The sequence below is a fragment of the Trichocoleus sp. ST-U1 genome, from assembly GCF_039961835.1.
Lineage (GTDB): Bacteria > Cyanobacteriota > Cyanobacteriia > Cyanobacteriales > FACHB-T130 > FACHB-T130.
Map to the genome: position 1 here is coordinate 25,036 of NZ_JAMPJZ010000055.1, position 11,912 is coordinate 36,947.

At 47.4% G+C, this 11,912-nt stretch carries 15 protein-coding genes and 1 tRNA gene; 7 read left to right on the plus strand and 9 right to left on the minus strand.

Translation table 11 applies throughout. The annotated features are described in order from the left end of the window. Positions 1 to 7: 7 nt before the first annotated feature. Together NDA06_RS18260 and NDA06_RS18265 are read right to left on the minus strand one after the other, a co-directional pair. The gene (locus NDA06_RS18260) at positions 8 to 232 is read right to left on the minus strand and encodes a hypothetical protein (RefSeq protein WP_190428966.1); all 225 of its coding nucleotides are present in this window, start codon (positions 230 to 232) and stop codon (positions 8 to 10) included. A 2-nt stretch (positions 233 to 234) separates the two neighbouring features. Continuing rightward, entirely contained in the window at positions 235 to 561 is a 327-nt protein-coding gene (locus tag NDA06_RS18265; protein WP_199292014.1) for a hypothetical protein, read from the minus strand. A gap of 197 nt (positions 562 to 758) precedes the next feature. Here NDA06_RS18265 and NDA06_RS18270 point away from each other — a divergent pair, with 197 nt between their 5' ends. Further along, a complete protein-coding gene (locus NDA06_RS18270) occupies positions 759 to 1,547 on the plus strand; it encodes an SAM-dependent chlorinase/fluorinase (protein WP_190427529.1) in 789 nt (262 codons plus the stop codon). A gap of 60 nt (positions 1,548 to 1,607) precedes the next feature. Here NDA06_RS18270 and NDA06_RS18275 read toward each other — a convergent pair whose 3' ends face one another. Next, positions 1,608 to 1,781, minus strand: a complete 174-nt coding sequence (locus tag NDA06_RS18275; RefSeq protein WP_190427526.1) for a hypothetical protein — start codon at positions 1,779 to 1,781, stop codon at positions 1,608 to 1,610. A 92-nt stretch (positions 1,782 to 1,873) separates the two neighbouring features. Continuing rightward, positions 1,874 to 2,050, minus strand: a complete 177-nt coding sequence (locus tag NDA06_RS18280) for a hypothetical protein (protein WP_190427525.1) — start codon at positions 2,048 to 2,050, stop codon at positions 1,874 to 1,876. Positions 2,051 to 2,065: 15 nt separating this feature from the next. Between NDA06_RS18280 and NDA06_RS18285 the strand changes: the two genes are divergently transcribed. After that, positions 2,066 to 2,650, plus strand: coding sequence for an NAD(P)H-dependent oxidoreductase (locus tag NDA06_RS18285; protein ID WP_190427522.1), 585 nt, complete (start codon positions 2,066 to 2,068; stop codon positions 2,648 to 2,650). Positions 2,651 to 2,705: 55 nt separating this feature from the next. Here NDA06_RS18285 and NDA06_RS18290 read toward each other — a convergent pair whose 3' ends face one another. The 3 genes from NDA06_RS18290 to NDA06_RS18300 form a co-directional block, all read right to left on the minus strand. After that, positions 2,706 to 3,167, minus strand: coding sequence for an MgtC/SapB family protein (locus NDA06_RS18290; protein ID WP_190440330.1), 462 nt, complete (start codon positions 3,165 to 3,167; stop codon positions 2,706 to 2,708). 110 nt (positions 3,168 to 3,277) lie between these two features. Next, positions 3,278 to 3,362, minus strand: a tRNA-Ser gene (locus tag NDA06_RS18295). 44 nt (positions 3,363 to 3,406) lie between these two features. Next, positions 3,407 to 4,342: a TIGR04168 family protein gene (locus NDA06_RS18300; RefSeq protein WP_190986737.1), complete on the minus strand. Its 936-nt coding sequence runs from the start codon at positions 4,340 to 4,342 to the stop codon at positions 3,407 to 3,409. Between the two features lie 335 nt (positions 4,343 to 4,677). On the opposite strand from NDA06_RS18300, the gene nadA reads away from it, so the two are divergent. The 3 genes from nadA to NDA06_RS18315 all read left to right on the plus strand — a co-directional run bounded on the left by nadA (position 4,678) and on the right by NDA06_RS18315 (position 7,150). After that, the gene (gene nadA / locus NDA06_RS18305; protein ID WP_190986738.1) at positions 4,678 to 5,652 is read left to right on the plus strand and encodes a quinolinate synthase NadA; all 975 of its coding nucleotides are present in this window, start codon (positions 4,678 to 4,680) and stop codon (positions 5,650 to 5,652) included. 190 nt (positions 5,653 to 5,842) lie between these two features. After that, positions 5,843 to 6,457, plus strand: coding sequence for a TIGR04282 family arsenosugar biosynthesis glycosyltransferase (locus tag NDA06_RS18310; protein WP_190986739.1), 615 nt, complete (start codon positions 5,843 to 5,845; stop codon positions 6,455 to 6,457). 3 nt (positions 6,458 to 6,460) lie between these two features. Further along, positions 6,461 to 7,150: a TIGR04283 family arsenosugar biosynthesis glycosyltransferase gene (locus NDA06_RS18315; protein ID WP_190986740.1), complete on the plus strand. Its 690-nt coding sequence runs from the start codon at positions 6,461 to 6,463 to the stop codon at positions 7,148 to 7,150. Between the two features lie 210 nt (positions 7,151 to 7,360). Here the strand turns inward: NDA06_RS18315 and NDA06_RS18320 are convergent, their stop codons facing one another. Both NDA06_RS18320 and NDA06_RS18325 read right to left on the minus strand, forming a co-directional pair. After that, positions 7,361 to 7,579, minus strand: coding sequence for a transposase (locus tag NDA06_RS18320; RefSeq protein WP_277881998.1), 219 nt, complete (start codon positions 7,577 to 7,579; stop codon positions 7,361 to 7,363). A gap of 162 nt (positions 7,580 to 7,741) precedes the next feature. Then, positions 7,742 to 8,125 carry an IS630 transposase-related protein gene (locus NDA06_RS18325; RefSeq protein WP_277878454.1) on the minus strand — a complete coding sequence of 128 codons (384 nt, stop codon included), beginning with the start codon at positions 8,123 to 8,125 and terminating at the stop codon, positions 7,742 to 7,744. A 145-nt stretch (positions 8,126 to 8,270) separates the two neighbouring features. On the opposite strand from NDA06_RS18325, the gene NDA06_RS18330 reads away from it, so the two are divergent. Both NDA06_RS18330 and NDA06_RS18335 read left to right on the plus strand, forming a co-directional pair. After that, a complete protein-coding gene (locus NDA06_RS18330) occupies positions 8,271 to 8,534 on the plus strand; it encodes a helix-turn-helix transcriptional regulator (protein ID WP_190536800.1) in 264 nt (87 codons plus the stop codon). Continuing rightward, positions 8,527 to 11,670 (plus strand): PAS domain S-box protein, encoded by a 3,144-nt coding sequence (locus tag NDA06_RS18335; protein WP_190987241.1) that lies wholly within the window; start codon positions 8,527 to 8,529, stop codon positions 11,668 to 11,670. The genes NDA06_RS18330 and NDA06_RS18335 overlap by 8 nt, the downstream gene beginning before the upstream one ends. Positions 11,671 to 11,912 lie beyond the last annotated feature (242 nt).

Consider the following 11,912-nt stretch of genomic DNA (forward strand, 5'->3'; position numbering starts at 1 on the left):
TTTATAGCTAGGGATCGGTAGAACTGGAAATCGGATGGATCGAAGAAACTTGCTGCAATTTTTGCGCTTCCAGCACTTCTAGCCTAGCCAGCGATGTAGCCGCGTCTGCTAACTGTAAAGCCAGATTTACCCGACATACGGGATCTGTTGCTTGCCAAAGATCCCGCGACAGACAATGTACTCGATAGCGAAACATTTTAATGGAGTATGACGGGATGGCTTTAACAGTCATGGTTACAATCTCTTTTCTACAGAAGCTTGAATGTCTAGAAGTACCCGTGCTGGCTCTAGATAAACAAATGTCAGTATGATTACTTGTTCGTCCGTACTGATTGTCACATCATGAAGGACTTCTTGCGGTAAAACCCGTTCATGCCTCACCACTACAGTGTATTGCCCAATTGGCAGGTCATCAAAGCCCGCGTCTGCATGAATCAGGTCAATTGTCTCCTGAGCGATCGCTTGCCCATTTTGCCTAAGTAAAGCGATAAAGGCAATGCCATCAATTGAAGTCAGGGCATGATTCTCCTGATTGCGAATCATGACATAAATATCAGACATTCACTCAGACCTCTGTTTCCAGTTTCATGAGTGTATCCGATAACAAACGCGATCGCTTTTTGGTTTAAAAAGCAGTAATTTGTTTAAAGTAGCACTACCAGCACGATCGCTTTTGTGTTCAATAACGCGATCGCAGCAGTTACAGAAAGCCAGCGACAGGGTACCATTGCTGTAGCAAACCCCAATTGAGAGGCGCTATGTTCATCAGCCTGATTGCAGACTACGGAACCGGCGATCCAGCTTTTGCAGAGGTCACGCAACGTCTTTTGATGGCTTTACCTTCCTCCCAGATTCACTGCCTCTCGGTTCCTCCCTTCAGCACCTTGGCAACTGGTTTCTGGATTGCTCAACTCGGGCTCAATCCTGGTCCCGAAGAGCGTCTCATTTATCACAACTGCGCTCCTCGCCAAGATGACCCAGAAGCACGGCAAAACAATGAAGGCGAGGGATTAACTTATGCGCTGTTGCCTAATGGCGTCAAAGTAGTGGGTGTGTTTGCTGGTTACACGCTCTCTTTTATCAAAGACCATGCTCAAGTTTTGCAAACAGTCAAGGTTTCTAGAGGCGGGTCGCAGTTCCGTTCGCGGGATGTGTTTCCTAATGCAGCCGCCGCGATCGCTCAGGGAGATACTAGCTATTTAGGAGAAGTCTTAAACCCTAGCCAAATCCCCGATGCACCGAGCGATCGCGTTGCCTGGATCGATGGCTACGGGAACATCAAGACCACAATCCCTGCTGATACCCTCAACCTAAAACCGGAAGAAAAAGTAGTCATTCGTGTCGGGGATGTCGTCAGCGATGCCATCTACTCTGACGGCAGCTTCCGGGTGCCACAGGGAACTTTAGCATTTTCACCAGGAAGTTCCGGCTGGAATGCTGCGAAGGATGGAAAGCCTATCCGTTGGATGGAATTATTTTTGCGAGGCGGCAATGCTTGGGAACGCTTCGGCAAACCCCGCGTGAATCAGGTAGTGACTCGTCTCTAAAAAGGGATTAAAAATTACCCTTTCTGAAGTTTTAATTTGGCTTAATTTGGCATCTTTAATTTATAGCGGCTCTTTCGGAGCATTGCCGATTAGCGCTTGCACCAAATTCCAAAATGCCGAAATAAATGCCCCTCCTAAGACAACGAACATCAACATAGCAAGCGCGGCAAAGGGAGAGGTAATGAATAAAACGATGAACGCCAGCAATAGAATCGTCAGTAGTGCCTTGTTCATAGGTATTTTTTCCTTCCGATTCAGGTCTACTCTCAAAGCATAACGAGAGGGTTTGTTGTCGCGTCCCCTTCTGTGTGCTGAATTAAATATCATCACACTGGGAGATGATCTACATAGCGAGTCACTCTTAAAGAAGCCAGGAAGCTGCTAAGAGCAAGAGCCGCTGTACTTTGTGCCGCTACGAAGAACGCGATCGCCTTTAACAAATCTTGGCTATCCCAAATCGCCTCTAGTGAATTATTATCAACCAGAGATAGAAGTAGCACCAAAACTGATTTGCACCTATGGCTTATACCCCTAAAATCTTGGCATTTGCAGGTAGCACCCGCACTGATTCGTACAATAAAAAGCTGGTACAAGTTGCTGCGAACGGAGCGCGGACAGCGGGAGCTGAGGTGACATACGTGGATCTGCGCGACCTGCCGATGCCACTATACGATGAGGATCTCGAAAAAAGCGAGGGGATGCCAGAAAATGCGCGGAAGTTTAAACAGCTGATGATCGAACATCAGGGACTTCTCATCGCTTCTCCGGAGTACAACAGCTCAATTACAGCCGTTTTAAAAAATGCCATTGATTGGGCGTCACGTTCAACAGCACCGGAGGAACCTCCGCTCGTGGCTTTTGCGGATAAGGTGGCGGCGATTATGAGTACCTCACCGGGAGGATTGGGCGGTTTACGCTGTTTAGTCCACCTGCGCTCGATCCTGGGAAATATCAGAGTTATTGTTCTTCCCGATCAGATTGCGGTGCCTAAAGCTTTTGAAATATTTAATCCCGACGGTACGATGAAAGATCCCAAGCAGCAAGAGTCCATCGAGAAGTTAGGCGAAAAAGTTGCTCACGTGGTGGCGAAGTTGCACGGATGAAATATGGCGCTAAGAGCGATCGCTGATTTGCTAAGCCTAAACTCGATCAAAGTAACTACTTGTGAGGCTCTAACCTTTTAAAAGCTCTTAGAACAACCAAACACAGCAAAGCCCCAATTAAGCTCATTTGCCATAACCCACACCCAGCAGCAATTCCTAAAGCAGCGGAAACCCAAGTAGCCGCAGCCGAGGTGAGTCCACGAACTTTAACACCTGTTTTCGATTCGTCCTGAGACTCGCGTAAAATTTCTCCTGCGCCTAAAAATCCAACCCCGGCTGTAACGCCCTGAATGACTCTGCCAAGAGCCTCAGCACTTTCTTGTGCCGTACCGATTTGGAGGGGCACGAGAACAAAGAATGCTGAACCCAGACTGACCAGCATATGGGTTCTTAAACCAGCTGGTTTGTTCTTGAGTTGGCGCTCTAAGCCAATAGCCGCTCCAACCAGCAAGGCAAGGCATAGCCTTAAGAAAATTCCTAAGCCATCATTGGGAGAAAGGATGTAGGTTTGTGGCAATGTTGTGCTACTAAAAACGAAGTTTCAACCAGTCTAGTTTACAGGCTGGTTTATATAGATGACTAAAAGGGGAATGGGTGCGAGCTAACCATTCCCCTTTTATTCGCTAACGGAGAGGGGGGGATTCGAACTCCCGGAACCTTTCGGTTCATCCGATTTCAAGTCGGACGCAATCGACCACTCTGCCACCTCTCCAGGTGTGTTTTTTTATCATATCAAGGTTGTGGAATTTGTTACTACTAACTTAAAACGGGTTGGATCGCTGGCTCGGTGCGATGGTAAAGAATCTGCTCAGATGCAACGGTGAAGTCTTTACCAACCCAAATCAGGGAGACTTGGGAGACGATACCGCCTTGCAGAGAGACGAGAGAGAAATTATGTAGGCGGTTTGTCTCCGTTTGGATAATCCGAGGTACGCTGGCTGAATTTAAGTAAACGGTTCCCTCTGCGCTGACATAAACTGGGGTTCGCAAGTGGATCTTTGTGTGGCGCATAGTGTGGTGCATATGACCAAAGGTGACGAGGGGAATGGTTTTACCTGCGTCGCGAGTTTGGGCGATCGCATCTGCAAAATCCGGATCGCCATAGTCGCCACCGATAGGATGCCAATCTTTGCCACAGGGGTCTTCTGGGCGATCGCCTAACCCGACAGGGCCATTGTGACCTATAAAAATAATCGTTTCAGAAGCAGCACTCTGAGCCGCTGAGAGAATTCGGGCAGTTGACTCCTCGAAATTCTTCACCCCATACCGTTGTTCGTAGAACTGGGCATTTTTCCAGACTTCTCCGCCCCAGCTAAAAGGGCGACTCCCAACAACTGTTAAATTCAGGGCGGGAAAATCAAGCAAACCGTAACCGACATGGGTTTCTCCCAACAAATCCATCTGTTGCTGCACCCGGTCTTCTTTCTGGCGGTCGTAGGGACACCGACTTCTGCCCCAATCTGAGGCGCTGTACCAAGCGTCATGGTTGCCAAATATTGCCGCTTTGGGAAGATCGAGAGATGCGATCGCTCTTACCACATCCACCGACTCATTGCCGAAATCCCCTACAAATAGCACTAGGTCAACACCCAGATGCTTGAGGGCAATTTCATCATCGCTGTCCCACTGGTCGTGAATATCGCCAACAACCGCAATTTTGATGGGTTTTTCCGGGTTCCTCTGATTGCTCATCCTATCTTCCTCGTCGGTCTTTCTCCAGCATAAAAAAGCATCGCCTGTTTTCGCAGTATCCTCTGGTGTAACTCCTTTTTTTTGTTTGTGAGCGATCGCGTGATTTGATTTTGCCAGGAACACTTGCCTGCTTGGGCGGGGTCTAGAGCGTTTTTCACTGGCAATACAAGCTGAGGAACGCCCTGACAGATGTATTTCACCCTCCTATCTGTCACTGAGAACCGCTATATTAAAGCAAATTTTCTCTGAAGTGACTTCCCCACAAGTTTTGGTAAAAACAACTATAATTACTGATTACACGCCTAGCGACTTGATTCATCACCCAACTTATTACTGTGTTTACTAATACACTCGCTCAACGTAATTTTACGCAAGCAGCCGAATTCCCTCACGATCTATTTGAGGCGATAAATTCTCTCAAGAAAGAGTTAAATGCGGTTATTCTTGCTCATTACTATCAAGATTCTGATATTCAGGATGTAGCAGATTATATCGGAGATTCCTTAGAGCTTTCTCGGAAAGCCGCCAGCACAAATGCGGATGTCATCGTGTTTGCGGGGGTTCACTTTATGGCGGAAACTGCCAAAATTCTCAACCCCGATAAGTTGGTACTCTTACCCGATTTAAACGCCGGTTGCTCGTTGGCAGACAGTTGTCCGGCGGATGCTTTTGCTAAATTCAAGGCAGCTCATCCCGGTCATATAGTCGTTTCCTACATCAATTGCTCTGCCGAAATTAAGGCAATGAGCGACATTATTTGCACCAGTTCCAACGCGGTTAAACTGGTTCTTCAGATTCCAGAAGACCAGCCGATTATATTTGCCCCCGACCGGAATCTGGGACGATATGTAATGGAACAATCGGGGCGAGATTTGGTGCTGTGGCAAGGTAGCTGTATGGTGCATGAAACCTTCTCCGAAAAGAAGATTGTCGGGTTGAAAATTGAACATCCAGAAGCTGAAGTGATTGCCCATCCTGAGTGCGAACCGTCGGTGTTGCGCCATGCCAATTACATCGGTTCTACTTCAGCACTGTTGAAGTATTCTCAAGCAAGTTCCACTCAGGTATTTATTGTGGCGACTGAGCCGGGAATTATTCATCAAATGCAGAAGCAGGCACCTGAAAAGCACTTTATTCCTGCACCGCCAATGAACGACTGTGCTTGCAATGAGTGTCCTCATATGCGGTTAAATACTCTGGAGAAGCTGTATTTAGCGATGAAAAATCGGGCACCGGAAATTACTTTGCCAGAAGAAACACGAGTGGCAGCGCTGCGTCCAATTCAGCGGATGTTGGAGATGAGCGCTTAGCCGGTGTTGGGTTGGGAATTAAACCTGATAGAAAAGAACCCCACCCCTAGCCCTTCCCCGCAAGCAGGGAGGGAAAATGGAGTAAGAAGCGTAGGCGATCGCTTGGTTGGGGTTCTTCATTTCGAGGGATCGATTGGACTTGGTATAACAAGCAACAATGAACGATGAAGGAGCAACGAATTGAATGGCAATGAATAGAGAGTGCTTGATCGTTTTTACTCGCTATCCAGAGCCAGGAAAAGCAAAAACTCGGCTAATTCCAGTTTTGGGGGAAGATGGCGCGTCCAATCTCCATCGCCAGATGACCGAACATACACTCTCTCAGGTGAGGGAACTGCAAAGCGATCGCGCGACGAGAGTGGAAGTTTATTTTACTGGCGGCGACCAGCAGTTGATGGAAGACTGGTTGGGAGCTGATATCATCTATCAGCCGCAGGGTGAGGGCGATTTGGGACAGCGGATGAAGTCGGCGTTTCAAACGGCTTTTGCGGCTGGAATGGAGGGTGTTGCCATCGTCGGTACTGATTGCCCTGGTTTGGATGCGAAAATAATGGCGCAAGCATTTGAGCAGCTAAACGGTCATGATTTGGTTTTGGGACCAGCGATCGACGGCGGCTATTATTTAATTGGGTTGCGGCGGATAATTCCAGAATTGTTTGAGGAAATCAACTGGGGAACCTCGGAGGTGCGAGAAAAGACGGTAGCGATCGCTATCTCCCTTGGTTTGGCAGTTGCTTATCTTCCCCCCCTATTTGATGTTGACCGTCCAGAGGATCTTGCAAAAGTTACGAGTTTTGAGTTTTGAGTGATAGAAGCGGCAAGAATTTCCATTATTATTCCCGTTTTGAATGAAGCTGCTGACACGATTCGGTCAACATTAGCGAGTGTTCGGAATGTCAAAAATGTGGAAGTCATTGTAGTGGATGGGGGAAGTCAGAATGAAACCGTCGCTCTTGTGCAATCCTGGGGCGTTAAAGTTCTGTTTTCCACTGCTGGACGTGCCTACCAAATGAACGCGGGTGCAACGGCTGCGACAGGAGATATCTTGTTATTCCTCCATGCAGATACCTCTTTACCGCTTGGGTTTGAGAAATTAGTTCCGTTGACACTAGCCCAGTCTGGAACCGTTGCGGGTGCCTTTGAACTCAAAATTAATTCTCCAATGCGATCGCTACGTCTAGTTGAAAAGATGGTGAATTGGCGATCGCGCTTTTTTTCCCTACCCTATGGCGACCAAGCTATCTTTTTAAAAGCTTCTGTATTTCACGATATTGGAGGTTTTCCCGATCTCCCGATTATGGAAGATTTTGAATTGATCCGTTGTCTGAAACGCTTGGGGCGAATTGCTATTGTCCCCATTCCGGTACTGACTTCAGCTCGTCGCTGGCATAAACTTGGGGTGCTGAAAACTACGCTGATTAATCAGATAGTAATTCTTGGCTATTTCTTGGGCGTTCCCCCATCTCAACTGGTTAAATTTTATCGTGCTAAGAAGTGAGCAGACCCTTTATCTAAAATTTGATAAAAATAACCTGAGTTCGGGATAAGGGAGGAACAAAACAGATAGACTAAAAGTTCTAAATTCTCATCCATCGGCTTTCCCCATTTTTAGTCTAGAAAAATTGTTCTGCTGCGTCAATGACTTCTAGCAAACCTTTGAATCAATCTCTTGAGTGCAAACTTCTTAGTATAGCAGTCGAAGCATAGATTAGGACCTTAGGCGAACGGCTGTATCTACTCGTTCGCGAAAATCTTCGATAGTCCCAAGCGATTTTCTGACTCGATTTTTAATCGGAAACCAGTAATGCTCAATATCATTTAAGTCGGGAGAGTAAGGGGGTAAATATTCGAGTTCACAGCCAACCGATTCGATGATTTTTCTAATTTTTTCGGATTTATGAAAGCTGGCATTATCTAAAATCACCATTTGCCCTGCTTTTAACTTGGGTAGAAGTTTGTCAGATTTTTCCAGATTTTAAGTCGTGGAATCTTTGTCCTTTTTCATTCCAGCCATAACCATAACCTTCTCTATTATCTATGCCTGATTCATCTACATAAACTTGTTTTTCTACTTCTTTTTGGCTGATTTTTAAGATAAATTCTGTTCTTTTCTCTTCATCTCTTTCTCGATATCCGTAAGTTTTTTTCGGGTAAAACCAATGTTTTTCAAGCCTTTTCTAATTGTTCGCTCGCTGATTTCTTCCGTCCAGGCTTGGGCCATCTCTTGTTGAGTTTGACTACCATGTTTTTGGACAAACTCTCTAAAGTTCGCTAAATCAGTGATTTTCGCCCCATACCCTTGTTGATATCCCTTCTTGGCTCTATAATCTCGCGTTTCTTCTCTTTTGTTAAGCCATAAGTTTATTGTATTTCGACTAATGTTGAAGATTTTACTAGCTTGGGTTTTTCCCATCCCTCCATCTATTGCCCCTATTACTTTTATTCTCACGTCGTAACTGTAGGGAGCGGGCATTTTTTTCTCCTGTTCACTCCTTTCTATTATTTCCTAACCCTTGCTTCGCTTGCTATATTGCAAAGGTTCTGTCTATTGATAGGTAGAAGGTCAGTTATAACACTTGGTATAGTTAGTGAGAATATAACTTGATGGCTTGTGCTTCATGCCTGTAATTGACCAGTCAGAGCTAAAATCTCTCGTGCGGGAAACGCGGCAACGTCTGGAACTCTCACAAGCGAAGTTTGCACAGAAGCTAGGGGTTTCATTTCAGAGCGTTAATCGTTGGGAGAATGGGCGGACTAAGCCCTTGCCGATTGCGTTGAAGCAGATTGAACACTTGCTGCATCAGATGGGCGATACAGGTAAAGATTTGCTCGTCAAATACTTCTCAAAGACTTCTGGAAGTGAGGAGGAGACCCATGAATGATAGCCTCCACAGCTCTGACTCGGATTTGGCAAAAAAAGATTCACTTCAAAGTTCGCAGGGAATTCCTGAAACGGCGTGGCGTCAAAGCCAGGAGTTTAATCAGCAGCTCCTCGACAGTAGCGATGACTGCATCAAAGTATTTGACCTAGAAGGGCGAATTCTATTCATGAGCCAAGCGGGGCAAGTGCGGCTGGGCATTCGGGATATAACCCCCTTCCTCAACACGTCTTGGGCAGAATTTTGGCAAGGAGCAGTAAAGGAAGCGGCAATTGAAGCAATAGCCCTTGCAAGAGACGGCGAAGTTTGTACCTTTCAAGGAGCTTGTTTAACACTCAACGGCGAACTCCAATGGTGGGATCACAAAATTAGCCCGATTCGAGAGGCTAATGGGCAAGTTGAGCGATTGTTGTGCATTTCACGAGAGATCACGGAGCGCAGGCTCATGGAACTCGCCGTGCGCGAATCGGAAGCAAAATACCGCACGTTGTTCGAGTCGATCGACCAGGGATTCTGCATCTGTGAAATGCTGTTTGATGAGAACGATGAACCGATTGACTATCGATATCTGGAAGTGAATGCGGCATTTGAACGGCTAACCGGATTGGAGCAAGCGAGTGGTAAAACGATGCGGGAACTGGTTCCCAATCATGAAGCCTACTGGTTTGAGATTTATGGCAGCCTTGTGCGAAACCGGGAACCCGTTCGCTTTGAGCAGCAAGCGAGTGCAATGAACCGTTGGTTTAATGTCAACGCCTTTTGCATTGGAGCGCCACAAAGTCATCAATTTGCTGCTTTATTTACCAACATTACCGAGATAAAGCGCATCGAAGCCGAACGGCAAAAAGTGGAGCAGGAACGCGATCGCTTTCTGGCGCTTGGGTCAGATTTGCAAGTGATTATGAGCAGCCACGGGTATTTTCACTGGGTCAGCCCGGCCTTTGAGCGCATTCTCGGCTGGACACCGGACGAAATGACCTCCCGCCCCTGGACTGATTTTCTGCATCCAGACGATATTCTCGCATCGGTCGGGGAAAGCGTCAGCGTGTTATCTGGCTCCGAAACGTTGGCATTTGAAAATCGCTATCGCCACAAAGATGGCTCTTACCGCTGGTTGCTCTGGAGAGCGCAGCCCCACTTAGAAAAACGGGTGCTTTACGCAACGGCGGTAGATATCACCGAGCGTAAACAGGCAGAAGTCGCCCTGCGTCAATCTGAAGAACACTATCGCCGGTTGTTTGAGTCGATCGACGAAGGCTTTTGCACCGTTGAAGTGCTATTCGATGCGGATGGTAAGCCGGTTGATCACCGCATTTTGCAAGTGAATCCCGCATTCGAGCGGCAGTCTGGCATTGTCAACCCAGAAGGCAAAACAGCAAGCAAACTCGCACCGGGAGTGGAACAGTATTGGAATGACCTTTACGCACAAGTCATTCACACAGGTGCGCCTATCCGAACTGAAGTGAGAGCGGATGCGCTCTCACGCTGGTTTGACGTTTTGGTGTCGCGGGTCGGCGATGCCGCAATGCACCAGGTAGCAATCGTGTTTACCGACATCAGCGCTCGCAAACAGGCAGAAGCCACCATTAGGCAAGGGGAAGCGCAATTTCGCCAGCTCGCGGACGCGATGCCGCAACAGGTTTGGATAACCGATGCTGGAGGCAACACACAATATGTAAATCAGCAATGGACTACTTATACCGGACTGACCCTAGAGCAGACTCAAGACATTTACTATGCGCTTCAAGTGATTCATCCCGATGATTTTGAGATGACGAGTGAAATGTGGAGGACTGCGCTTGCCACAGAAATACCTTATCAAGTTGAATTTCGCTTGAAACACTGGGCTACTCAGACCTATCGTTGGTTTCTCTCCCGCGCGATCCCCATTCGTGACGAACAGGGAGAAATTGTACAGTGGTTTGGCACTAGCACAGATATCGAAGAGTTTAGACGCGCCCAGACTGAACGAGAACAGCTCTTACAGCAAGAACAAATCGCACGAGAAGCCGCCGAGAACGCTAATCGGATCAAAGATGAATTTCTGGCGGTGCTGTCCCATGAACTGAGAACGCCCCTCAATCCGATATTAGGTTGGTCTAAACTCTTACAGCGCGGCAAGCTAGATCCAGCAAAAACCCAGTTGGCATTAAAGACGATTGAACGCAATGCCCAACTACAAGCAGACTTAATTGAAGATTTGCTGGATGTGTCCCGAATTCTCCAAGGCAAGCTCAATCTGAATATCAGTTCGCTCAATCTGGCCTCCATCATTCAGGCGGCGATGGAAACGGTACGGCTAGCAGCAGAAGCGAAGTCAATCCAAGTCGAGGCAAGCTTTGACCTGGATGTGGGTCTGGTTCAGGGAGATTCCGCTCGGTTGCAGCAAGTGATTTGGAATCTGCTCTCTAATGCGGTCAAGTTCACACCGGCAGGTGGACAGGTGAACATTCGGTTGGAGCGCCTTGACTCTCATGCCCAGATTACAGTCAGCGACACTGGGCAGGGAATTGAATCGGACTTTCTGCCCTATGTGTTTGACTACTTTCGCCAATCTGATGCCACCACAACCCGAAATTTTGGTGGGCTGGGATTAGGGCTAGCGATCGCGCGAAACTTAGTCGAACTGCATGGGGGGACGGTTGGGGTCAAAAGCCCAGGGGTTGAGATGGGTGCAACTTTTACCGTCAGACTTCCACTCATGCCCATACAGGCAACCGCCAATCAGAACAGTCACTCGTCAGAGCCATCTGCTGATTTGAATGGGATTCAAGTGTTAGTCGTGGATGATGAACCGGATTCACGGGAGTTTGTGGCTTTTGTGTTAGAGCAAGCGGGAGCAAAGGTAATGATCGCAACGACCGCCGCTGAAGCCTTGACAATGCTCATTCGCTCAAAGCCAACTGTGCTGCTGAGTGACATCGGGATGCCAGATATGGATGGCTATATGCTGATGCAACAGGTGAGAGCGTTGCCGCCAGAGCAAGGCGGACAAGTGAGCGCGATCGCTCTGACTGCCTATGCTGGTGACTTTAACCAGCAACAAGCACTAATCGCTGGATTTCAACAACATCTCTCAAAACCCATAGAACCAGAAAGGTTAATCAGGGAGATATCACGTTTACTCAATCACACCTAATGCTAGCAATCCGACTGCAATTAATTTTCTATGCTATTTGTACCCTAACTCTTATACCTGGGGTATTTTTTTCTCCTGTTCTACAAACAACCGTTTATGAGACAATTCTTGGGAGTTGACACTGCGTACCTCAAACTCAGTGTTATAGCAGTCGAAGCATAGATTAGGACCTTAGGCGAACGGCTGTATCTACTCGTTCGCGAAAATCTTCGATAGTCCCAAGCGATTTTCTGACTCGATTT

Excerpts from the sequence above, each read along its gene's own strand:
- NDA06_RS18260 (WP_190428966.1), bottom strand. The coding sequence starts at position 232 with ATGACTGTTAAAGCCATCCCGTCATACTCCATTAAAATGTTTCGCTAT.
- NDA06_RS18265 (WP_199292014.1), bottom strand. The coding sequence starts at position 561 with ATGTCTGATATTTATGTCATGATTCGCAATCAGGAGAATCATGCCCTG.
- NDA06_RS18270 (WP_190427529.1), top strand. The coding sequence starts at position 759 with ATGTTCATCAGCCTGATTGCAGACTACGGAACCGGCGATCCAGCTTTT.
- NDA06_RS18275 (WP_190427526.1), bottom strand. The coding sequence starts at position 1,781 with ATGAACAAGGCACTACTGACGATTCTATTGCTGGCGTTCATCGTTTTA.
- NDA06_RS18285 (WP_190427522.1), top strand. The coding sequence starts at position 2,066 with ATGGCTTATACCCCTAAAATCTTGGCATTTGCAGGTAGCACCCGCACT.
- NDA06_RS18300 (WP_190986737.1), bottom strand. The coding sequence starts at position 4,342 with ATGAGCAATCAGAGGAACCCGGAAAAACCCATCAAAATTGCGGTTGTT.
- NDA06_RS18310 (WP_190986739.1), top strand. The coding sequence starts at position 5,843 with ATGAATAGAGAGTGCTTGATCGTTTTTACTCGCTATCCAGAGCCAGGA.
- NDA06_RS18320 (WP_277881998.1), bottom strand. The coding sequence starts at position 7,579 with ATGGTGATTTTAGATAATGCCAGCTTTCATAAATCCGAAAAAATTAGA.
- NDA06_RS18325 (WP_277878454.1), bottom strand. The coding sequence starts at position 8,125 with ATGCCCGCTCCCTACAGTTACGACGTGAGAATAAAAGTAATAGGGGCA.
- NDA06_RS18330 (WP_190536800.1), top strand. The coding sequence starts at position 8,271 with ATGCCTGTAATTGACCAGTCAGAGCTAAAATCTCTCGTGCGGGAAACG.
- NDA06_RS18335 (WP_190987241.1), top strand. The coding sequence starts at position 8,527 with ATGAATGATAGCCTCCACAGCTCTGACTCGGATTTGGCAAAAAAAGAT.